Annotated in this window: 16 protein-coding genes; 10 read left to right on the top strand and 6 right to left on the bottom strand. The window is 66.4% G+C overall.

Annotation, left to right across the window (positions count from 1 at the left end):
* Positions 1-51: 51 nt before the first annotated feature.
* Together dnaE and GGR17_RS04510 are read right to left on the bottom strand one after the other, a co-directional pair.
* Complete coding sequence (gene dnaE, locus GGR17_RS04505; RefSeq protein WP_054537918.1) at positions 52-3,528, bottom strand: DNA polymerase III subunit alpha; 3,477 nt, start codon at positions 3,526-3,528, stop codon at positions 52-54.
* A gap of 9 nt (positions 3,529-3,537) precedes the next feature.
* Positions 3,538-3,912 carry a VOC family protein gene (locus GGR17_RS04510; RefSeq protein ID WP_054537917.1) on the bottom strand — a complete coding sequence of 125 codons (375 nt, stop codon included), beginning with the start codon at positions 3,910-3,912 and terminating at the stop codon, positions 3,538-3,540.
* Between the two features lie 252 nt (positions 3,913-4,164).
* Between GGR17_RS04510 and xdhA the strand changes: the two genes are divergently transcribed.
* The 9 genes from xdhA to GGR17_RS04555 all read left to right on the top strand — a co-directional run bounded on the left by xdhA (position 4,165) and on the right by GGR17_RS04555 (position 14,524).
* Positions 4,165-5,541 (top strand): xanthine dehydrogenase small subunit, encoded by a 1,377-nt coding sequence (xdhA, locus tag GGR17_RS04515; protein ID WP_054537916.1) that lies wholly within the window; start codon positions 4,165-4,167, stop codon positions 5,539-5,541.
* On the top strand, positions 5,538-7,814 hold the full coding sequence (gene xdhB / locus GGR17_RS04520; RefSeq protein ID WP_054537915.1) for a xanthine dehydrogenase molybdopterin binding subunit: 2,277 nt from the start codon (positions 5,538-5,540) through the stop codon (positions 7,812-7,814). The genes xdhA and xdhB overlap by 4 nt, the downstream gene beginning before the upstream one ends.
* Positions 7,811-8,758: a xanthine dehydrogenase accessory protein XdhC gene (gene xdhC, locus GGR17_RS04525; protein WP_054537914.1), complete on the top strand. Its 948-nt coding sequence runs from the start codon at positions 7,811-7,813 to the stop codon at positions 8,756-8,758. Before xdhB ends, xdhC begins: the two co-directional genes overlap by 4 nt.
* On the top strand, positions 8,755-10,275 hold the full coding sequence (locus GGR17_RS04530) for an ABC transporter ATP-binding protein (RefSeq protein ID WP_054537913.1): 1,521 nt from the start codon (positions 8,755-8,757) through the stop codon (positions 10,273-10,275). The genes xdhC and GGR17_RS04530 overlap by 4 nt, the downstream gene beginning before the upstream one ends.
* A gap of 123 nt (positions 10,276-10,398) precedes the next feature.
* Positions 10,399-11,484, top strand: a complete 1,086-nt coding sequence (locus GGR17_RS04535; protein ID WP_054537912.1) for an ABC transporter permease — start codon at positions 10,399-10,401, stop codon at positions 11,482-11,484.
* A complete protein-coding gene (locus GGR17_RS04540) occupies positions 11,484-12,416 on the top strand; it encodes an ABC transporter permease (protein WP_054537911.1) in 933 nt (310 codons plus the stop codon). Before GGR17_RS04535 ends, GGR17_RS04540 begins: the two co-directional genes overlap by 1 nt.
* A 54-nt stretch (positions 12,417-12,470) precedes the next feature.
* Positions 12,471-13,541: a BMP family ABC transporter substrate-binding protein gene (locus GGR17_RS04545; protein WP_054537910.1), complete on the top strand. Its 1,071-nt coding sequence runs from the start codon at positions 12,471-12,473 to the stop codon at positions 13,539-13,541.
* A gap of 156 nt (positions 13,542-13,697) precedes the next feature.
* A complete protein-coding gene (locus GGR17_RS04550; protein ID WP_054537909.1) occupies positions 13,698-14,045 on the top strand; it encodes a carboxymuconolactone decarboxylase family protein in 348 nt (115 codons plus the stop codon).
* A gap of 53 nt (positions 14,046-14,098) precedes the next feature.
* Positions 14,099-14,524 (top strand): EF-hand domain-containing protein, encoded by a 426-nt coding sequence (locus GGR17_RS04555; protein ID WP_054540299.1) that lies wholly within the window; start codon positions 14,099-14,101, stop codon positions 14,522-14,524.
* 53 nt (positions 14,525-14,577) lie between these two features.
* On the opposite strand, the gene GGR17_RS04560 is transcribed toward GGR17_RS04555, so the two are convergent.
* The 4 genes from GGR17_RS04560 to GGR17_RS04575 all read right to left on the bottom strand — a co-directional run bounded on the left by GGR17_RS04560 (position 14,578) and on the right by GGR17_RS04575 (position 21,070).
* On the bottom strand, positions 14,578-17,067 hold the full coding sequence (locus GGR17_RS04560) for a GcvT family protein (protein WP_054537908.1): 2,490 nt from the start codon (positions 17,065-17,067) through the stop codon (positions 14,578-14,580).
* Between the two features lie 105 nt (positions 17,068-17,172).
* Entirely contained in the window at positions 17,173-18,618 is a 1,446-nt protein-coding gene (locus tag GGR17_RS04565) for an ArnT family glycosyltransferase (protein ID WP_054537907.1), read from the bottom strand.
* Positions 18,611-20,071 carry a glycosyltransferase family 39 protein gene (locus GGR17_RS04570; protein ID WP_157445496.1) on the bottom strand — a complete coding sequence of 487 codons (1,461 nt, stop codon included), beginning with the start codon at positions 20,069-20,071 and terminating at the stop codon, positions 18,611-18,613. The genes GGR17_RS04565 and GGR17_RS04570 overlap by 8 nt, the downstream gene beginning before the upstream one ends.
* Positions 20,072-20,083: 12 nt before the next feature.
* Positions 20,084-21,070, bottom strand: coding sequence for a 2-hydroxyacid dehydrogenase (locus tag GGR17_RS04575; RefSeq protein WP_037209871.1), 987 nt, complete (start codon positions 21,068-21,070; stop codon positions 20,084-20,086).
* A 119-nt stretch (positions 21,071-21,189) separates the two neighbouring features.
* On the opposite strand from GGR17_RS04575, the gene GGR17_RS04580 reads away from it, so the two are divergent.
* On the top strand, positions 21,190-21,681 hold the full coding sequence (locus tag GGR17_RS04580; protein ID WP_054540298.1) for an SH3 domain-containing protein: 492 nt from the start codon (positions 21,190-21,192) through the stop codon (positions 21,679-21,681).
* Positions 21,682-21,721 lie beyond the last annotated feature (40 nt).

The raw sequence follows: 21,721 nt of genomic DNA on the forward strand, positions 1-21,721 counted from the left end.
CCGGCAAGAGCGTTGCATCGCAGCGAAGGCCGCGCCAAGGGCTCTGCGGGCTCAGACTTCTTCCACCTGCATCACACCCGGCAGCGACTTGATCGCGCCCTTGATCTGAGGGTTCACCGGATAATCCTCGGGCAGGGCGATTTCCACCTCGCCCGGCAGATCCGGCGCCATCAGGCAGAACTGTACCGGCCCGCGCCCGCGCAGCCCGCTTTCGCCCTTCGCCCTGTCGAGCAGCCCGGCAACGGCGGATACGGCCGAGACCTCATCCACGAAGATCCGAAGCCCCATCGACCCCGCGTCGGCCACCACGCTGTCGATCTGCTGAACCGCCCGCGCCAGCAGCTTGAGCTGCTCGCTTTCCATCGTCGCCTCGACCGTCAGCACTACGTTCGATCCGGTTTCCAGATTGTCGCGCGATGCCTCCAGCACGTCGGAAAACAGCGTGACCTCGTAAAGCCCGGTGGGATCGGAAAGCTGCGCAAAGGCAAAGCGGTTGCCCTTGGCCGATTTGCGTTCCTGCCGCCCGGCCACGGCGCCCGCGATCTTGGCGATCACCGGGCCGGAACGGGCGGCCTGTGTCACCTCGGCCAGGGTCATCACCTTCTTGCGCTTCAGCGGCGCCATGTAATCGTCCAGCGGATGGCCCGACAGGTAAAACCCGATCGCCTTGTGCTCTTCGGCCAGCCGTTCGTTCGGCAGCCAGTCGGCTATCGGCGAAAGGCGTGGCTCGGGCAGATCGTCGCCCGCCTCTCCGAACAGCGACACCTGATTGGATGAACGCTGTTCATGAATGGCGGCGGAATAGTTCACCAGCGCGTCCAGGCTGTCGAACACCCGGCGGCGGTTGGGGTCGAGCTGATCGAAGGCGCCGGCGCGGGCCAGCATTTCCATCGGGCGCTTGCCGATACGCTTGAGATCGACCCGGCGGGCGAAATCATACAACGTCGCAAAGGGTTTGTCGGGCGATGCGGGATTGGCGGGGTCGGCACGCCGCCCCTCTTCGATCAGGCGCATCGCATCGGTGCCGACGTTTTTCAGCGCGCCCAGCCCATAGACCAGCTTGCCGTCCTTCACCCCGAATACCGCGCCCGAGCGGTTGACGCAGGGCGGGATGATCTCGATCTCCAGCCCCCGGCGCACCTCTTCGGCATAGGTGTTCAGCTTGTCCGTCAGGTGGATATCGCAGTTCATGACGGCGGCCATGAACTCGACCGGATAGTTCGCCTTCAGATACCCGGTCTGATAGCTGACCACCGCATAGGCGGCGGCGTGGGATTTGTTGAAGCCGTAGTTGGCGAATTTCTCCAGCAGGTCGAAGACTTCCGTCGCCTTTTTCTGATCGACCCCGTTCTTCTTGGCGCCTTCCACGAACTTCGGGCGCTCGGCATCCATCGCCTCCTTGATCTTCTTGCCCATGGCGCGGCGCAGAAGATCGGCGCCGCCCAGGCTGTAGCCCGCCATGACCTGCGCGATCTGCATCACCTGTTCCTGATAGACGATGATGCCCTGCGTCTCTTCCAGAATATCGTCGATCAGGGGGTGGATCGATTCCAGATCCTTCTGGCCGTTCTTCACCTGGCAATAGGTCGGGATATTTTCCATCGGGCCGGGGCGGTAAAGCGCCACGAGCGCCACGATATCCTCGATGCAGGTCGGCTTCATCTGGCGCAGCGCGTCCATCATGCCCGAGCTTTCCACCTGGAACACGGCAACCGTTCTGGCGCTGGCATAGAGGCGGTAGGTGGGCTCGTCGTCGAGCGGGATCAGGCCGATGTCAAACTCGATCCCCCGCTGCTTCAGCAGATCCAGCGCGCCCTGGATCACCGTCAGGGTCTTCAGCCCGAGAAAGTCGAATTTCACAAGGCCCGCCTGCTCGACCCATTTCATGTTGAACTGGGTCGCGGGCATGTCGGAGCGTGGATCCTGATAGAGCGGCACCAGCTCGTCCAGCGGGCGGTCGCCGATCACCACGCCGGCGGCGTGGGTCGAGGCGTTGCGGAGCAGCCCCTCGACCTGCTGGCCGTAGGTCAGCAGGCGCTCGACCACCTCTTCGTTGCGCGCCTCTTCGCGCAGGCGCGGCTCGTCGACCAGCGCCTGGGCGATGGAAACGGGCTTCACCCCCTCGACCGGGATCAGCTTCGACAGCCGGTCGACCTGGCCATAGGGCATCTGCAGCACCCGGCCCACATCGCGCACGGCAGCCTTGGACAAAAGCGCGCCGAAGGTGATGATCTGGCCCACCTTTTCACGGCCGTATTTCTCTTGCACATACTGGATCACCTCTTCGCGGCGATCCATGCAGAAGTCGATATCGAAGTCGGGCATCGAAACCCGCTCGGGGTTCAGGAACCGTTCGAACAGCAGACTGTAGCGCAGCGGGTCCAGATCGGTGATCGTCAGCGCATAGGCCACCAGAGAGCCCGCGCCCGAGCCCCGCCCCGGCCCCACCGGAATATCGTGATCCTTGGCCCATTTGATGAAATCGGCCACGATCAGGAAATAGCCGGGAAAGCCCATGCCCTCGATGATGCCCAGCTCGAATTCCAGCCGCGCCTCGTACTCTTCGACCGAGGCGGCGTGCGGAATCACCGCCAGCCGCGCCTTCAGCCCGGCCTTGGCCTGGCGGCGCAGCTCCTCCACCTCGTCATCGGCGAATTTCGGCAGGATCGGATCGCGCCGCTCGGCCTTCACGGCGCAGCGCCGGGCAATCTCCACGGTATTGGCCAGCGCCTCGGGCAGGTCGGCGAACAGCGCGGCCATCTCTTCGGGTGTCTTGAAATAATGCTGGGCGGTCAGGCGGCGGCGCGGCTGCTGCTGATCGACATAGGCGCCCTCGGCGATGCAGATCAGCGCGTCATGCGCCTCGTACATATCCGCCTTGGGAAAATAGACGTCATTGGTGGCCACCAGCGGCAAATCCATCGCATAGGCCATTTCCACATGGCCGCGCTCGGTCGCCTGTTCGGCCTCGGTCAGCTTGCCGCCCTCGCCGGGGTGGCGCTGCAACTCCACATACAGCCGCTGCGGATAGAGCGCCGCCAGCCGGGCCATCAGCGCCTCGGCCTTCGGGCGTTGCCCTGCCTGCAACAGCTTGCCCACCGGGCCTTCCGGGCCGCCGGTCAGGCAGATCAGACCGCCCGCATAGTGCGCCAGATCCTCAGGCGACACACTGGGAAGCGCGCCGCCCGCATCGAGATAGAGGCAGGAGTTCAGCTTCATCAGGTTCATGTACCCCGCCTCGTTCTGCGCCAGCAGAACCAGCGGCGCGGGCGCGCGCGGCTTTTCGCCAGGGGCGGGCGGGTCATAGGCCAGATCCACCTGGCACCCGATGATCGGCTGAATGCCCGCGCCACTGGCGCCCACGGAAAACTCCAGCGCGGCGAACATGTTGTTGGTGTCGGTCACCGCCACCGCCGGCATCCCGGCGGCCTTGCACATATCGGGCAGTTTCTTCACCCGAACCGCCCCCTCGAGAAGCGAATATTCGGTGTGAAGACGAAGGTGGATGAATCGGGGTGCGCTGCTCATCCCGTGAAACTATCCGGGCACGGCGTCAGGTTCCAGCATCTCGATCCGGTTGCCGAAGGGATCGGCGGTATAAAAACGCCGAAAGCCGGGCAGATCATCGTCCCAGACCACCGGAAACCCCGCCTCGCCCAGCCGCGCGGCCAGCGCCCTGAGCCCATCGACCACCAGCGCCGGGTGGGCCTTTGTCGCGGGGCGGAAATCCGCCTCGACCCCCAGATGCAGCCGCACCGGCCCGGCCTCGAACCACGCGCCACCGCGCGCCGCCAGCACCGGCGGCTTGGCCCGCTCTGCCAGGCCCAGAAGTTCACCATAGAAACTGCGCGCCGCAGGCTCTTCGCCTTTGGGCATGGCAAGCTGAACATGATGAAGCGCTGCAAGTTTCATTCCGGTCCCTCGCCCCAGGTGCGGCCGCTGACATCCCTATCCCATCGCCGGCCGTCGGGCAAAGCCCCGCCATTGGCCACAGCGCCCAATTCTTGATCACCCGGCGCAAAACATGGCAGTCAGGGGGGCCGTGGCCTTGCCAATCCCACGATTTGCCGTTTTGCTGGGCATCCAAAACCCGCGCTCCTGCTTTCTGCCGCATCGGGCGGGGGCGCTTTGGGTCTGACGCAGAGAAAGCGGCGGGTTTCGCGAATGGAAATCGCGTTTCTTCTGAACGGAGAGACCGTGCGCGTGGGCGACCAGCCGCCCACCCGTACCCTGCTTGACTGGTTGCGCGAAACGCGCGGCCTGACCGGCACCAAGGAGGGCTGCAACGAGGGCGATTGCGGCGCCTGTACGGTCATGGTGACGGATGCCGACGGGGCGCGCGCGCTGAATGCCTGCATCCTGTTCCTGCCGCAGCTTCACGGCAAGGCGGTGCGCACCGTCGAAGGCATCGCTGGCCCCGACGGCAGCCTGCATCCGGTGCAGGACGCGATGATCACCCATCACGGCAGCCAATGCGGGTTCTGCACGCCCGGTTTCGTCGTCTCGATGGCCACCGCGCATCTGAATGGCGCGGAGGATTTCGATACGCAACTGGCCGGCAATCTGTGCCGCTGCACCGGCTATGCGCCGATCATCCGCGCCGCCCAGGCGGCGGCGGGGGCGCCCGTGCCCGCCTGGATGCGCGAAGACCTTGCGGCCCTCAAGGCCGACCCGCTTGCCATGCCGGCCGTGTTCATGCCCGAAACATCCGATGATCTGGCGAAATGGTACAAGGCCAACCCCAGCGCCACCCTGATCGGCGGCGCCACCGACGTGGGGCTGTGGGTCACCAAACAACTGCGCGATCTGGCGCCGGTGGCCTTTCTGGGCAATTGCGCCGATCTGAAACAAACCTCGGTCACGCAGACCGACCTGTTCATCGGCGCCGGCGTCACACTCAGCGCATTGGGCGAATTCATCGCCGATCATCACCCCGATTTTGCCGGGCTGATCCGCCGCTATGCCTCGGTCCAGATCCGCAACGCCGCCACGATCGGCGGCAACATCGCCAACGGCTCGCCCATCGGCGACGGCCCGCCCGCGCTGATCGCGCTTGGCGCCATGCTGCACCTGCGCAACGGCGGCAAGCGCCGCTGCATCCCGCTGGAGCGGTTTTTCCTGGACTATGGCAAGCAGGACCGCGTGGCGGGAGAGTTCGTCGAGGCGATCTCGATCCCGCGGCAGCCCGACCGGCTGAAATGCTACAAGCTGTCGAAACGCTTCGATCAGGATATTTCCGCGGTCTGCGGCTGTTTCAACCTGTCGGTCTCGGGCGGCGTCGTGTCTGACGCGCGCATCGCCTTTGGCGGCATGGCGGGCATTCCCAAACGCGCCGCCCATGTCGAGGCGGCGCTGACGGGCCAGCCCTGGACCGAAGACAGTATCGAAGCCGCGTGGGACGCGTGGGAAAAGGATTTTACCCCGCTGGACGATATGCGCGCCTCTGCAGGCTACCGGATGGATGCCGCGCGCGGAATGCTCAGCCGCTATTTCCTGGAAGACATCGGCGCACAAACCCGCGTGCTCGAGGTGCGCCCATGAGCATCTCAAAACCGCTCGCCCATGATGCCGCGCGGCTGCATGTCACCGGACAGGCGCGCTATGTCGACGATATTCCCACCCCCGGCGCGGCGCTTCACCTGGCCTTCGGCATCTCCGCGATCGCGCGCGGCACCGTCACCACGCTCGACCTTGATCCGGTGCGCGCCGCCCCCGGCGTCGTCGCCGTACTGACGGCGCTGGACCTGCCCGGCGCCAATGACGTGTCGCCCTCGGCCCATGACGAACCGCTGCTGTCGGAGGGCGAGGTTTTCTACCTCGGCCAGCCGCTTTTCCTGGTTGTCGCCGAAACCCACCTCGCCGCGCGCAAGGCCGCACGGCTGGCCGAGGTCGGCTATCGCGACGCCACCCCGATCCTGACGATCGACGATGCGCTGGCGGCGGACAGCCGGTTCGAGGATGGCCCGCGCATCTATGCCAAGGGCGACGCGCAGAAAGCCATTGCCGGCGCGCGCCATGTCGTCGAGGGCGAGATGGAGATCGGCGGGCAGGAGCACTTTTATCTGGAAAGCCAGGCCGCGATGGTGGTGCCGCTGGAAGGCGGCGACATGCTGGTTCATTCCTCGACCCAGCACCCGACCGAGATCCAGCACAAGGTGGCCGAGGCGCTGGCCGTACCCATGAACGCCGTTCGCGTCGAGGTGCGGCGGATGGGCGGTGGCTTTGGCGGCAAGGAAAGCCAGGGCAACGCGCTGGCCGTTGCCTGTGCGGTGGCCGCCCGGCTGACGGGGCGACCCTGCAAGATGCGCTATGACCGCGATGACGACATGATCATCACCGGCAAACGCCATGATTTCCGCATCACCTATCGTGCCGGATTCGACGATGAGGGCCGGATCGCCGGGGTGGATTTCGTGCAATACGCCCGCTGCGGCTGGGCCCAGGATCTGTCACTGCCCGTGGCCGACCGGGCGATGCTGCATGCCGACAACGCCTATCACCTGCCCCATGCGAGGATCGAGAGCCACCGGCTCAGAACCCACACCCAGTCGGCCACCGCCTTTCGCGGCTTCGGCGGCCCGCAGGGGGTGGTGGGCATCGAACGGGTGCTGGATCATATCGCCCACGCCCTGGGCAAGGACCCGCTTCAGGTGCGGCGGGCGAATTTCTATCAGAACGGCCAGACGACGCCCTATCACATGGTGGTCGAGGATTTCGTGCTGGACGAGATGATCGAGGAACTGACCGAAACCGCGGAATACCACCAGCGCCGCGCGGCGATCGCCGAATGGAACGCCGCCAACCCGATCCTGAAAAAGGGCCTCGCGCTGACGCCGGTGAAATTCGGCATCTCCTTCACCCTCACCCATCTCAATCAGGCCGGCGCGCTGGTGCATGTGTATCAGGACGGCTCGATCCACATGAACCACGGCGGCACCGAAATGGGTCAGGGCCTGTTCCAGAAGGTGGCGCAGGTGGCGGCGGCATCCTTCGGCGTTGGCATGGACGCGGTGAAGATCACCGCGACCGACACCGCCAAGGTGCCCAACACTTCTGCCACTGCCGCCTCCAGCGGGTCCGACCTGAACGGCATGGCGGTCAAGGCCGCCTGCGACACGATACGCGACAGGATCGCCGCGCATCTGGCCCAGACCCATCAGACCGAACCGCGCCGGGTGCATTTCGAGAACGGCAAGGTCTTCGTCGGTGACGATGAGATGAGCTTCGCCGAGGCCGTGCAATCGGCCTATCTGGCGCGGGTGTCGCTGTCGGCCACGGGCTTCTACAAAACCCCCAAGGTGGAATGGGACCGCATCGCCGGGCGCGGGCGGCCGTTCTTCTACTTCGCCTATGGCGCGGCGGTGACCGAGGTGGCGATCGACACGCTGACCGGCGAAAACCGCATCCTGCGCGCCGATATCCTGCATGACGCGGGCGCCTCGCTGAACCCGGCGCTGGACATCGGCCAGATCGAAGGCGGCTATGTTCAGGGCGCAGGCTGGCTGACCACCGAAGAGCTGGTGTGGAACAGCAAGGGGCGGCTGCTCACCCACGCGCCCTCCACCTACAAGATCCCCGCCTGTTCCGACCGGCCCGATGTGTTCAGGGTCGCGCTGTGGAACAAGGGGCGCAATGCCGAGGAAACGATCTATCGCTCCAAGGCGGTGGGCGAACCCCCGCTGATGCTGGGCATCTCGGCGCTGATGGCCCTGTCAGCCGCGGTCGCCGCCTGCGGCACAGCCTATCCCGACCTCGACGCGCCCGCCACGGCGGAACAGGTTCTCCGCGCGGTACATCGGGTTCGCGCCGCATGAGCCTCGATCGTGAAACCCTGGCCCGTGCGGTGGCCGCACACGGGCGCGTCGCCCGGCTGTTGGTGGCCCGCGCCGAAGGCTCCACCCCGCGCGAGACGGGCGCGGCGATGCTGGTCTGGGCCGACGGCCAGTCCGGCACGATCGGCGGCGGCGCGCTGGAATTCGAAGCGGCGAGATCCGCGCGCGCGCTGCTTGCCGGCGGTGGCGCGCAAAGCCTTTCGCGCATCCCGCTGGGCCCTGCGATGGGGCAATGCTGCGGCGGCGCGGTCACCCTGCTGACAGAGGTGTTCGACGCGCGCGCGCTGGCCGTCCTGCCCGATGCGGTCTTTGCCCGCAACGTGAACGGCCCCGTCCGGCCACCGCTGCCTGTGCAACGCCTGATCCGCGCCGCGCGCAGCACCGGCCAGCCGCCCGCAGCGCAATTCACCGGCGGCTGGATGGTCGAACCGCTGGCCGAGCCCGCCCTGCCGCTCTGGATCTACGGCGCCGGGCATGTCGGGCGCGCGCTGATCGCCACCCTCGCCCCGCTGCCCGACTTCGCCATCACCTGGGTCGACACCGCCGCCACGCGCTTTCCCGACGACATAGCCGAGGGCGTCACCCGGCTGATCGCGGCAAACCCCGCCGAAACGGTGGCCTACGCCCCGCCCGACGCGCATCACCTGATCCTCACCTTTTCCCACGCGCTCGACCTGGAGCTGTGCCACCGCCTCCTGTCCCGCGGGTTCGGCGGCGCGGGGCTGATCGGCTCGGCCACGAAATGGGCCCGCTTTCGCACCCGGCTCGCCCGGCTGGGCCATTCCGAGGCCCAGATTTCCCGCATCCAATGCCCGATCGGACGGCCCGAGCTTGGCAAACACCCGCAGGCCATCGCCGTGGGCGTCGCCGCCGCGCTGCTTGCCCGTGATAAAACGCAACACGCCGCGAAGGACGCGACCGGGTGACGACATTGCTGACAATCGAAGGCCTGACAAAGGCCTACCCCGGCGTCGTGGCCAACAGCGACGTGTCCTTCGCCATCGCCGAGGGCGAGGTTCACGCGCTTCTGGGCGAGAACGGCGCGGGCAAATCGACGCTGGTCAAGATGATCTATGGCCTCGTCAAACCCGACAGCGGGCGCATGATACTGCACGGCCACCCCTATGAACCGGCCGAACCCCGCGCCGCCCGCGCGGCGGGCGTGGCCATGGTGTTCCAGCATTTCTCGCTGTTCGACGCGCTGAACGTGGCCGAAAACATCTCGCTGGGAATGGAAAGCCCGCCGCCCCGACGCCAGCTGGCCGCCCGCATCCGCGAGGTATCGGACGCATATGGCCTGCCGCTCGACCCCGACAGGACGGTGGGCGAGCTTTCGGCCGGCGAACGGCAGAGGGTGGAAATCATCCGCTGCCTTCTGCAGGATCCGAAACTGCTGATCATGGACGAACCGACCTCGGTGCTGACCCCGCAAGAGGTGGAAATCCTGTTCCGCACCCTGCGCAAACTCTCCTCCGAAGGCACAGCGATCCTGTATATTTCGCACAAGCTCGAAGAGATCCGCACGCTGTGCGACAGCGCGACCATCCTGCGCCGCGGCAAAGTCGTCGACAGCTGCAACCCGCGCGAGAAATCGGCGGCTGAACTGGCGGAATTGATGGTCGGCAGCAAACTTCAGACCCCGAGCCGCCCCGGCGCCACCCCCGGAGAGATCGTGCTGGACGTGGCCGGGCTGTCGGTCAGATCGGCCAGCGCCTTCGGCACATCGCTGCGCGATGTCACCTTCACGGTGCGCGCGGGCGAAATCCTGGGCATAGGCGGCGTTGCGGGCAACGGGCAGGATGAATTGCTGGCGGCCCTCTCGGGAGAGGCACAGGCCCGCGCCGGGTCGATCCGGCTGCGCGGCACGCCGATCGGCGCCCTCGGCCCCAACCAGCGCCGCCGCATCGCCATCCTCGCCGCCCCCGAAGAACGGCTGGGTCACGCCGCCGCCCCCGACATGAGCCTGACCGAAAACGCGCTGCTGACAGGCGCCATCCGCGAAGGGCTGACAACGCGCGGCTTCCTGAAATGGCCAGCCGCCCGCGCCTTCGCCGAACGGGTCATCACGGCCTTCGACGTCCGCACCCCCGGCCCCGCCAACGCCGCGCGCTCTTTGTCCGGCGGCAACCTGCAGAAATTCGTGATCGGCCGCGAGGTGCTGCAACGCCCCGAGGTGCTGGTGGTGAACCAACCCACCTGGGGCGTCGACGCCGCGGCCGCGGCCGCCATCCGTCAGGCCCTGCTCGACCTTGCCGAAAACGGCGCGGCGGTCGTCGTGATCAGCCAGGATCTGGACGAGCTCATGGAAATCTCCGACCGCTTCGCCGCCCTGAACGAGGGCCGTCTTTCCCCGCCCCGCCCCGCGCGCGGGCTGACGATGGAAGAGATCGGCCTGATGATGGGCGGCGCCCATGACATGGAGACGCCGCATGTGGACGCCTGACGAGAACTTTCTTGCCTCCGGCGGGGATATTTCCGGAAAGATGAAGCAATGGGCGATCTTTTCATCTTTCTCCAAATATCCCCGCCGGAGGCATGAAATCTCTGCCGCGACAGGAGCCTCACAATGATCCGGCTGGAAAAACGCCCCACACCCTCGCGGTTTTGGACGCTGGCCACGCCGCTGCTTGCGGTTATCCTGACGATGATCGCGGGCGGTTTGCTTTTTGCCTTTCTGGGCAAGGATCCGCTGGAAGCGATCCGCACGATTTTCTGGGATCCGCTGTTTCATCCGCAATTCGCCAGCTATTCCCGGCCGCAGCTTCTGGTCAAGGCCGGGCCGCTGATCCTGATCGCGATCGGGCTTTCGCTGGGGTTTCGGGCCGGCATCTGGAACATCGGTGCCGAGGGGCAGTATATCATCGGCGCGATCTGCGGCGCGGGCGTGGCGCTGGCCTTCTATCCGCTGGAGGCGTGGTACGTCTTCCCGCTGATGGTCATCGCCGGGGCGCTTGGCGGCTGGGCCTGGGCGATGATCCCGGCGCTGCTCAAGACCCGGTTCCGGACAAACGAAATTCTGGTGTCGCTGCTTCTGGTCTATGTGGCCGAAGAGCTGCTGGCCTCGATGGCGCTTGGTCTGATGCGCAACCCCGCGGGCGGCGGCTTTCCCGGCAGCCGCAACCTGCAGCAATATCCCGCCGCCGCAAATGGCGAGCTGATAGCCGGAACCGGGATGCATTGGGGCGTCGCGGCCGCGTTCATCGCGGTGATCCTTGCCTATGTGCTGCTGAACCGGCACATGCTGGGATTTCACATCCGCCTGACCGGGCAGAGCCCGCGCGCCGCGCGCTTTGCCGGTGTCCGCCCGAACGCGCTGATCCTGATCTGCCTGGGCACATCAGGGGCGCTGGCCGGGCTGGCCGGGCTGTTCGAGGTGGCCGGACCGGCGGGCCAGATCAGCATTGATTTCAATCAGGGCTATGGCTTCACCGCGATCATCGTGGCCTTTCTGGGCCGGTTGCACCCGGTCGGCATTCTGCTGGCCGGGCTGCTGATGGGGCTGACCTATATCGGTGGCGATCTGGCGCAGTTCATGCTGGGTCTGCCCGCCGCTGCCATTCAGGCGTTTCAGGGGATGCTTCTGTTCTTTCTGCTGGGGGTGGACGTGCTGACCAACTATCGCATTCGCATCGGCCGGACGGAGGCGGCGTGATGGATCTGTCCACCATCAATCCGCTGGTCCTGATCGCTTCGTTGATGGTTGCGGCCACACCGATCCTGCTGGCCGCTCTGGGCGAGCTGGTGGTCGAGAAGGCCGGCGTCCTGAACCTTGGCGTCGAGGGGATGATGATCACCGGGGCGATCTGCGGCTTCGCCATCGCGGTGGAGACACAGAGCCCCGCCCTGGGCTTTCTGGCGGCGATGGCGGGGGCGGCGCTGCTTTCACTGATCTTCGGGGTTCTGACCCAGATCCTTCTGGCCAATCAGGTCGCCACCGGCCTGGCGCTGACGCTGTTCGGGCTGGGGCTCTCGGCCTTGCTGGGCCAGGGTTACAACGGGTTGAAACCGCCGCCGACGGGCAAGCTGGATCTTGGGCCGCTGGGTGACGTTCCGGTTCTGGGCAAGGTTCTGTTTTCCCATGACATGATCGTCTATGTCTCGCTCGCGCTGGTCGTCGCGGTCTGGGCCATGCTGAGATACACCCGGCTGGGCCTGATCCTGCGCGCGGTCGGTGAAAACCATGATGCCGCCCATGCGCTTGGCTACAAGGTGGTACGCATCCGGCTGGCCGCGATCACCTTTGGCGGGGCCTGTGCCGGGCTGGGCGGGGCCTATCTGAGCCTGGTCCGCGTGCCGCAATGGACCGACGGGATGACAGCCGGCGCCGGCTGGATCGCGCTGGCCATTGTCGTTTTCGCCTCGTGGAAACCGGGCCGCGCGCTGCTGGGGGCCTATCTGTTCGGCGGGGTGACCGTGTTGCAGCTGAACCTGCAGGCCGCAGGGCTGGCGGTGCCGGTGCAGTATTTGTCGATGTCGCCTTATCTGATAACCATCCTCGTGCTGGTCATCATGTCCGCCGACCGGGGCAGGGCCGCGCTGAGCGCGCCGGCCTGTCTGGGTCGCGTGTTCCATGCCTCAAGCTAGGGGCACTGCCGCAAACCCCGGGCCGCCGTGCCCGTTCAACATGGGAGTAAGCTTATGAAATTCGGATCAATCCTCGCGGGGGTCGCGCTGGCCCTCGGGCTGGGCGGCGCCGCGCTGGCGCAGGACAAGGTCAAGGTCGGTTTTGTCTATGTCGGCCCGATCAACGATGGCGGATGGAGCCAGCACCACCACGAATCCGCGCTGAAGATGAAAGAGCATTTCGGCGACAAGATCGACTTCGTGTTCCAGGAAAGCGTGCCCGAAGGCGCGGATGCCGAACGCACCATGACGCAGATGGCGCTTTCGGGGGCCGATCTGATCTTTACCACCTCGTTCGGCTATATGGACCCCACCATCAATGTCGCCGCGAAATTCCCCGATGTGAAATTCGAGCATGCCACCGGCTACAAGACCGCCGATAACGTGTCGGTCTATTCCGCGCGCTTTTACGAAGGCCGCGCCATCACCGGCTTTCTGGCCGGCAAGATGACGAAATCCAACAAGATCGGCTATATCGCCTCCTTCCCCATCCCCGAGGTGATCCGCGGCATCAACTCGACCTATATCCATGCGAAGAAGGCCAACCCCGATGTTCAGCTTTCGGTGATCTGGATCAACACCTGGTTCGATCCGGCGAAAGAGGCCGACGCGACCCAGGCGCTGCTGGATCAGGGCGTCGACGTGGTTCTGGCCCATACCGATTCCACCGCGCCGCTGGCCGTGCTTGAAAAGGCGGGCGGCTATGGCTTTGGCCAGGCGGCCGACATGGCCGAATACGCCCCTGCCCCGCGGATTTCCTCGATCATCGACGAATGGGCACCCTATTACATCGACCGGGTGCAGGCGGTGATCGACGGCACATGGGAAAGCGTGAACACCTGGCACGGCATCAAGGAAGGCATGGTCGGCATCGGCGAGTTCTCGGAAGTGATCCCCGAACAGGTGCGGATCGAGGCGGAGTCGCTGAAAGAGGCGATTTCGGCGGGCGACTATCACCCGTTCACCGGCCCGCTGAAAAAGCAGGACGGCACGGATTGGCTGGCGGAGGGCGAAGTGGCCGACGATGGCACGCTGGCGGGCATGAACTTCTATGTCGAAGGCGTGACGGGCGACATTCCGCAGTAACCGCCACGGCGCGCCCCCCGGAAAGGCTCGCATCTGCGGGCCTTTTTGCGTTCAGGCCCCGATATTCACCAGGCTGCATGAGTTTCTTGATGCGGATCAAGGCCGAAGGGGCGGAAGGCTGGTCTGGCTCCGGCCGATCAGGACAGGAGTTATGACATGAGCTGGACCGAAAAGCGCGACGCAACCAAGAACCAGTTGCGCCGCCTGAACAAATCCATCCCCGATGCCACGCGCGGCTTCGCCACGCTGACCAGGGCGGTGAAGGAAGGCGGCACACTCGGGTTCAAGGAAAAGGAATTCGTCGCTCTGGGCATCGCCATCGCGCTGCGCTGCGAGGCCTGCATCGTGCTGCATACCGAAGCGCTGATCGGGGCCGGGGCCACGCGCGAAGAGGTGGGCGATGTGCTGGCCATGGCGCTGCAGATGGGCGGCGGCCCGGCAATGATGTACGCGGCCAAGGCCATGGAGTGCTTCGACGAGCTGATGGCGGAGAAAGCCGCATGACCGCCGGCGCCACCTGTCACCTATGCGAAAGGCGAAACGGGATGAACGGTCCGATGCAAACCCTTCTTGGCGCGGCCATGCTGGTCTGTGGCGCGACGCTCGCCCTGGCGCAGGGCGTGCCCGGCCTGCATTTCATCGAAAACTGGGATCTGGACGGGGACGGAAAGGTCACCCTCGCCGAAGCGCAGGAACGGCGCGGCGATGTGTTCACGACCTTCGATGCGGATGAGGATGGCGCCCTGTCGGCCGAGGAATACGTGTTCTTCGACGAGGCGCGCGCCAATGACATGGGCGCAGGCCCCGGCAACCGGACGCTGCAGCGCGCCGAAGCTGGCATGGCCCTGAGCTTCAACGACACTGACGGCGACGGCCGCGTCAGCCGCGAAGAGTTTCTGGCCAACACCGCCGGCTGGATCGCTCGGATCGACACCAACCAAGACGGCGTCGTCACCACCGGGGATTTCAGCCCGCGCGGCTGATCCGCCCTTGCGGCCGTCGAAAGCCCCGCGCGCCCGGCGCCGGGGCTTTTCCTTTATCCGTCGGCGCGAATACGCGCGTTGGCGGGATCATAGGGGCTGTCTTCAACGATCTCGGCCGGCCAGAGCCGATCGAACATCCTGACCGACAGCTTCGTGCCCACCTGGGCCAGATCGGGCGACACATAGCCCATGCCGATGCTTTTGCCGAACGCCACCGAATACCCGCCCGAGGTCAGCCGCCCGACGCGGGTATCGCCGCTGTAAAGCGCCTCGCGCCCCCAGGGATCGGCATCCGCCGGGCCGTCGATCAGCAGGGTCACGCATCGGGTGCGGAGGCCCGTTTGCTGCATCGCCGCCTTGCCATGAAACTCCTTGCCCTGATCCACGAACCGGTCCAGACCGGCCTCCAGCGGGGTGGCGTCGCGGCCCAGTTCGGTGCCGAAGGCGCGATAGCTCTTTTCCTGCCGCAGCCAGTTCTGCGCCCGCGCCCCCACCGGTTTCAGCCCCTGCGCCGCGCCCGCCCCCATCAGCAGATCCCACAGGTAGTTCTGCATCTCGATCGGATGGTGCAGCTCCCACCCCAGTTCGCCGGTATAGGCGACGCGGATGGCGCGGACGGGGCACATGCCCAGCTCTATCCCGCGCATCGAAAGCCAGGGGAAGCGCTTGTTCGATAGCACTGTATCGGGCGCCGCATCCCTTACGATCCCGTTCAGAATGTCACGCGATTTCGGCCCGGCCAGGGCAAAAACACCCCATTGCGTGGTGACATCGTGAATGTCGATCCAGCCGAATGCGTCGCGCTTGTCTTCGGCCGCCTTGATCAGGAAATCATGGTCGTAATCCTGCCACGCGCCGGCCGACACGAGGTAGTATTCATCCTGCGCCAGCCGCACGATGGTGTATTCGCTGCGCGTGGTGCCCGCGCCGGTCAGCGCATAGGTCAGGTTGATGCGTCCCACGCGCGGCAGGGTGTTGGTGGTGAACCAGTCCAGAAACGCCGTTGCCCCCGGCCCGCGCACGAGATGCTTGGTAAAGGCGGTGGCGTCGATCAGGCCGGCATCTTCGCGGATCGCCCGCGCCTCTTCCACCGCATGGGGCCACCAGCCGCCGCGGCGAAAGCTGCGCGACGCGTGATCATCGAAGCCTTCGGGCGCGTAGTAATTCGGCCGCTCCCAGCCGTTCACCTGCCCGAACTGCGCGCCCGCGGCCTTTTGCCGGTCGTAGGCGGGCGCGGTGCGCAGGGGGCGGCAGGCCGGGCGCTCTTCGTCGGGATGGTGCAGGATGAAGACATGCTCATACGCCTCTTCGTTCTTGCGCATCGCGTATTCGGTGGTCATCCAGCCGCCGAAACGTCTGGGATCGAGGCTGGCCATGTCGATCGCGGCCTCGCCCTCCACCATCAACTGCGACAGATATTCCCCCGCCCCGCCGGCGGCGGTGATGCCGAAGCTGAACCCCTCGGCCAGCCACATGTTGCGCAGCCCCGGCGCGGGGCCCAACAGCGGGTTGCCGTCGGGGGTGTAGCAGATCGGACCGTTGAAATCATCCTTCAGCCCCACCTCTTCCGAGGAAGGGATACGGTGGATCATCGACAGGTATTCGGCCTCGATCCGGTCCAGATCCAGCGGGAACAGATCGGCGCGGAACGTGTCGGGGCAGCCATATTCGAACCGCGCGGGCGCGCCGCGTTCATAGGGGCCGAGGATCCAGCCGCCGCGCTCTTCGCGCACATACCATTTGGCATCGGCATCGCGCAGAACCGGATGCTCGCCGTGGGTCTTGCGGTATTCCACCAGCGCCGGGTCGGGCTCGGTGACGATGAACTGATGCTCCACCGGGATCGCGGGCAGGGTGAGGCCCAGCAGCCGTGCGGTGCGCTGCGCGTGGTTGCCGGTGGCGGTGACGACATGCTCGGCGGTGATGACCGTCTGTTCGTCAGAGGGCACGAGGTTGCCGCCCTTTTCCACCATCCGGGTGCAGGTCACGCGCCACTCCGACCCGGTCCATTCATACCCGTCCACCTGCCAGCGGCGTTCGATCACCACGCCGCGCTGACGCGCGCCGCGCGCCATCGCCTGTGTCACGTCGGCCGGGTTGATATAGCCGTCGGTGGGGTGAAAGATCGCGCCCTTCAGATCATCGGTGCGCACCAGCGGCCAACGCTCCTTGATCTGCGCCGGCGTCAGCCACTCGAATGGCACGCCGCAGGTTTCCGCCGTGGCGGCGTAGACCATGTATTCGTCCATCCGCGCATCGCTTTGCGCCATGCGCAGGTTGCCCACCACCGCGAAACCGGGGTTCAGCCCCGTCTCCTCTTCCAGCGTCTTGTAGAACCGGATGGAATAATCGTGGATATGCGTCGTCGCGAAGGACATGTTGAAATAGGGCAGCAGGCCCGCCGCATGCCAGGTTGATCCGCTGGTCAGCTCGTCCCGCTCCAGCAGCATCACGTCGCGCCAGCCCGCGCGGGCCAGGTGATAGGCCACAGACGTGCCGACCGCGCCACCACCGACGACAAGAGCTTTGACATGGGTCTTCATGGGGCGACTCGCTGTTGGATGGCCTCTTGTCCCGTTTATGCCCGATCAGGGCCGCCGCCGAAGGGGGCATCCGACCCAATCGCGGCGAAAACCGACGCGGGCCGGTCAGTTCGCGGCGGGCAGCGCCATCAGCCAGTAGTCGACCTGCCGGGTCTCGCCATCGGAGAAGCGATAGGGCACATAGAGCCGCCCCTGCCGCAAGACCGTGGCCGCGGCCGGATCGGCCACCCCGTGTTCGGCCAGCCAGCGGTCGGCCTGAGCACGGTCCGGGGCGCCCAGCACAAGCACCTGCCCGCCCTGCCCGGAGAGCTGCCAGCTGGGATAGGGGGGCAGATAGCTCCAGCCGGGGCGATGCAGCGCCAGATTGCCCGTATAGTAATGCGGCCCGACGATCACCGGCACCTCGCCCAGTTCCGCCTCGAGCTGCTCTGCCATCACCGCGATGCGCAGCGAGTCGCTGCCCGCCCCGCGCAGGCGCACATCGGCGATCCCCGCCAGCAGCAGCGCCGCCAGCCCCGCGATCCCGATCAGGTAATTGCGGATGCCCCGCCGCCCGGCGTCGCGGAACAGCGCAATGGTCAGCACCGGCCCCGCCAGCATGAACAGCGGCAGCAGCCAGCGCGCCCTTACGAAGGACGCGTTGAAACCGACGATCACGGCACAGACCAGCACCAGCCCGATCGCGGCGGCCCGCAGCAAGGCGCCTTCGCCGTCGCCTCCCCGGCGAAAGCGCAGCCCGCAGGCCAGGCCAATCGCCAGCGCGATCAACAGCGGCGCGGTGCCGGCCAGCGTCTCGGCCAGCACGCGCCCCAGCCCGGCGAGCCAGGGCAAACGGCCCCCGTCCTTGTAGAACTCCCATGTGTCGGAAAAGGTCGGGCCGGGGTGCAGCAGCATCCAGCCATAGGGCAGCGCCACCAGTGCCGCCGCGATCGCCGCCGCCAGCGCCAGCCGCCGGTCGCGCAGCGCGGCGCGGGGGCCGGGCATGCTCAGCCCCGCCGCCACCAGCGCGATGGGCACGAGCCAGTAGTTCACCTTGGCCAGCCCCCCAAGGCCGACCGCCAGCCCGAACAGCACGAAGCCCCGCGTATCGGGCCTTTGCAGCAGCCGCAGAAAGGCCCAGACCGTGACAGAGACCATGAAGACCAGCGCGATCGTGTGCGATCCCGTCCGCTGCGCCCACCAGCTGAGATTGGGCAGCAGGATCAGCGACAGCGCCCCCACCATGGCCAGATGCTGTGGCACGACCCGCCGCAACCCCGCGAACATCGCCGCATAGGTTCCGAAAAGCAGGATGTTCTTCGGTGCGACCAGCGCGAAGGTGTTGGTGCCGAAAACCTGGAACCAAAGCGCCTGCCACCAGTCATAGAGCGGCGTCTGCGACCCGGCGGCCAGATGCCAGGCCCGGTTCAGGATCACCATCTCGGCCTCGTCGGCCTCGAACGCGCCGCCAAGCGCGCAGCGCAGCGCGACCTGTGCCGCGAAATAGCCCGCCAGCGCGATCAGGAACAGCCGCGCCGCGCGGCGGTCTTCGGCAGAAACCGGCTCAGTCATCGCCGCCCGGCCCCGGAGTATCGACCAGATAATAGCGCATTTTCATAGGCTCGCCCGAGGTTGTGAAGATCAGCGTGAAAGCGCCCTGATCCAGGATCTGCGGATCGCCCGGATCATCCCACCCGGCCTCGCGCAGCCCCTGCTCCAGCGTCTCGGGCGTGTTCTCGCGCAGCACGAACAGCACCGGGCCACCGCCGAACTCACGCATGGCGAAGGGCAGATAGGGGGCGATGCGCCAGTCGGGGCGCAGCCGCGCCAGGTTGCCGGCGGTATAGAATTCGGCCACCACGGGCGTGCCGGGCTGCGGCGCAACCCCGGCCAGCACCTCGGGCAGCGGCATGAAATCGACCGCCCGGCGCGCGCGATCCTTGTATCGGTCAAAGCCCAGCCCCGTCAGCACCGCCAGCGCCAGCACGGCAAGGATGGCGGCGAATGCCACGCCGCCGCGCGGACGCATCCGCGCGCCCAGCCAGACCGCCCCGCCGGGCACCGCCAGGAACACCAGCGGCAGCAGCCAGCGCGGCGTGATCCGGCCCACCCCCGCCGCCACGACGCCCACCGCCATCAGCACCAGCACCACGGCACCCGCGCGCAGCAGCAGCGCGGCCACGGGCGGCGGATCCCCGGCCCGTCCGCCCCGGCCCACGGCCCAGACGATGGCGCCCACGATCACGGCCAGAACGCTCAGGATCGCGGCCCCGGCCAGCAACTGGCCCAACCCGTCCAAGGCCTGTTCGGCCAAGCCCGGCGCCGTGCCCATCGCCAGCTTGCCCGAGGATGAAAATGCCAGCCCGGGGTTGCCCAGCATCCAGCCATAGGGGCCGGCCAGCACCAGCCCCGCGATGCCAAGCGACAACAGCAGGCGCGGGCGGAGCACCCGCGCGCGGAACGCCGGCAGCGTCAGCGCCGCCGCAATCAGCCCGATCGGCACCAGCCAGTAGTTATACTTGGCCAGACCGCCCAGCCCGATCGCCAGCCCGAGCGCGCCAAAGGCCGCCCAGCGGCCGGTTTTCAACACCCACAGAAAGGCCGCCAGCGTGATGGCCGAGGTAAAGAGCAGCATGTTGGAATGGGTGGTGGCGCGTTGCGCCTCCCACGCGACATCGGGGATCAGATAGAGCGACAGCGCCCCCGCCGCCGCCACACCGGCCGGCACAAACAGCCGCAGGCCGATGAAAACGAACAGATAGGTCGCCCACAGGAGCAGATTCTTCAACAGCGACAGCGCGAACAGGTCGCGCCCGAACAGTTCGAACAGTGCCCATTGCAGCCAATTGTACAGCGGCAGTTGCGGCCCGTACCCCCAGCGCAGGCCGGGCGTCATGACCATCATCTCGGCCTCGTCCGTCTCCAGCGCCCCGCCCAGCCACAGCCGCAGCACGGTCTGCAGCGCGAAATAGGCGGTGATGGCCGCCACGAACATGGCCCCCTGGCGCGTCGCGGCCCGCGTCACCGCAGACACCACCTAAAGCATGCTCGGCACGACAAGATCGGGCGGACGGTGGCCGTCGGCGAAGGTCTTGATGTTGATGATCACCTTCTCGCCCATCTCGTTGCGCCCCTCGACCGTGGCCGAGCCCATATGGGGCAGCAGCACCACATTGGGCAACTCGCGCAGACGGGGGTTGATCTCGTGCCCGTGCTCGAACACATCCAGGCCCGCGCCGCCGATCTCGCCCGCGCGCAGCATCCGGGTCAGGGCGTTCTCGTCGATCACTTCCCCGCGCGAGGTGTTCACGATCACCGCGCCGGGTTTCATCAGCTTCAGCCGCCGCGCGTTCATCAGATGAAAGGTCGACGGCGTATGCGGGCAGTTGACCGAGATGAAATCGACCCGGCTGACCATCTGGTCAAGGCTTTCCCACCAGGTCGCCTCCAGCTCGTCTTCGATCTCGGGGCGCAGCCGCCGCCGGTTGTGATAGTGGATCTGCATTCCGAACGCCCGCGCCCGCCGGGCCACGGCCTGACCGATCCGCCCCATGCCCAGAATGCCCAGGCGCCGCCCGCCGACGCGCGCGCCCATGAATGCGGTCGGCGCCCATCCTTCCCAGCGGCCCGATTGCATCACGGCCATCCCCTCGGGGATGCGGCGGGTGACGGCCAGCAACAGCGCCATGGTCATGTCGGCGGTGTCTTCGGTCACAACGCCCGGCGTGTTGGACACCAGAATGCCCCGCTGCCGCGCGGTCTGAATATCCAGATGGTCGATCCCCGCCCCGAAATTCGCGATCAGCTTCAGCCGGTCGCCGGCGCGCGACAGCATCCCCTGGTCGATCGTATCGGTCAGCGTCGGCACCAGCACATCGGCCCGCTGCATCGCCTGAACCAGCTCATCGCGCGACATTTTCTGGTCGGTTTCCGAAAGCTCGACATCGAAAAGCTCTTTCATCCGGGTCTCGACGACCTCGGGCAACCGTCGCGTCACGACAACACTCAGACGTTGAGCGGACATCAGGAGCCTCCCCATTCTTTCAATCCCGCAGGCTTAGTGGCAAACTGTCCGAGATCGAAGCAAGGCACAAGACCTTGAAACGCGAACACACGAACGGGCAGCGGGCGAACCAGGCGAAAATGCGGGTGTTTCTGATAGTATTGGCACTGCTTGCCGCGGGCCAGAGCATGGCCCTGTCGCAGGAGCTCGGGCCGGTCACCAACCTGCCCCTGCCTCGATTCGTGTCGATGAAGGCCGCCGAAGGCTATGCCCGCCACGGACCGGGCAAGACGCACCGCATCGACTGGGTCTACAAACAGCGCAATCAGCCGCTTGAAATCACGGCGGAATACGGCCACTGGCGCCGCGTGCGCGACCGTGACGGCGTGGGCGGATGGATGCATTATTCGCTGTTGTCGGGCACGCGCACCGTGCTGGTCGAGGCCGATCTGGTGTCGCTTCTGCGCATCCCCGAGGAGGGAGCGCAGGTGAACGCCCATGTCGAACAGGGCGTGATCGCGCGTCTCGGAAAATGCCTGCCCGACTGGTGCCGCATCACCGCCGGCGGACGCTCGGGCTGGGTCCGCAAGACCGTTCTGTGGGGCGTGGCCCCCGACGAATTGCGAGACTAGGCTTGCCGGCCCCGCGGCAGCGCGTTAGGCGGGAGATACC

It is taken from the genome of Actibacterium naphthalenivorans (assembly GCF_014196965.1).
GTDB classification, from domain to species: Bacteria; Pseudomonadota; Alphaproteobacteria; order Rhodobacterales; family Rhodobacteraceae; genus Actibacterium_A; species Actibacterium_A naphthalenivorans.

Excerpts from the sequence above, each read along its gene's own strand:
- dnaE (WP_054537918.1), bottom strand. The coding sequence starts at position 3,528 with ATGAGCAGCGCACCCCGATTCATCCACCTTCGTCTTCACACCGAATAT.
- GGR17_RS04510 (WP_054537917.1), bottom strand. The coding sequence starts at position 3,912 with ATGAAACTTGCAGCGCTTCATCATGTTCAGCTTGCCATGCCCAAAGGC.
- xdhA (WP_054537916.1), top strand. The coding sequence starts at position 4,165 with ATGGAAATCGCGTTTCTTCTGAACGGAGAGACCGTGCGCGTGGGCGAC.
- xdhB (WP_054537915.1), top strand. The coding sequence starts at position 5,538 with ATGAGCATCTCAAAACCGCTCGCCCATGATGCCGCGCGGCTGCATGTC.
- xdhC (WP_054537914.1), top strand. The coding sequence starts at position 7,811 with ATGAGCCTCGATCGTGAAACCCTGGCCCGTGCGGTGGCCGCACACGGG.
- GGR17_RS04535 (WP_054537912.1), top strand. The coding sequence starts at position 10,399 with ATGATCCGGCTGGAAAAACGCCCCACACCCTCGCGGTTTTGGACGCTG.
- GGR17_RS04540 (WP_054537911.1), top strand. The coding sequence starts at position 11,484 with ATGGATCTGTCCACCATCAATCCGCTGGTCCTGATCGCTTCGTTGATG.
- GGR17_RS04545 (WP_054537910.1), top strand. The coding sequence starts at position 12,471 with ATGAAATTCGGATCAATCCTCGCGGGGGTCGCGCTGGCCCTCGGGCTG.
- GGR17_RS04550 (WP_054537909.1), top strand. The coding sequence starts at position 13,698 with ATGAGCTGGACCGAAAAGCGCGACGCAACCAAGAACCAGTTGCGCCGC.
- GGR17_RS04555 (WP_054540299.1), top strand. The coding sequence starts at position 14,099 with ATGCAAACCCTTCTTGGCGCGGCCATGCTGGTCTGTGGCGCGACGCTC.
- GGR17_RS04560 (WP_054537908.1), bottom strand. The coding sequence starts at position 17,067 with ATGAAGACCCATGTCAAAGCTCTTGTCGTCGGTGGTGGCGCGGTCGGC.
- GGR17_RS04565 (WP_054537907.1), bottom strand. The coding sequence starts at position 18,618 with ATGACTGAGCCGGTTTCTGCCGAAGACCGCCGCGCGGCGCGGCTGTTC.
- GGR17_RS04575 (WP_037209871.1), bottom strand. The coding sequence starts at position 21,070 with ATGTCCGCTCAACGTCTGAGTGTTGTCGTGACGCGACGGTTGCCCGAG.
- GGR17_RS04580 (WP_054540298.1), top strand. The coding sequence starts at position 21,190 with ATGCGGGTGTTTCTGATAGTATTGGCACTGCTTGCCGCGGGCCAGAGC.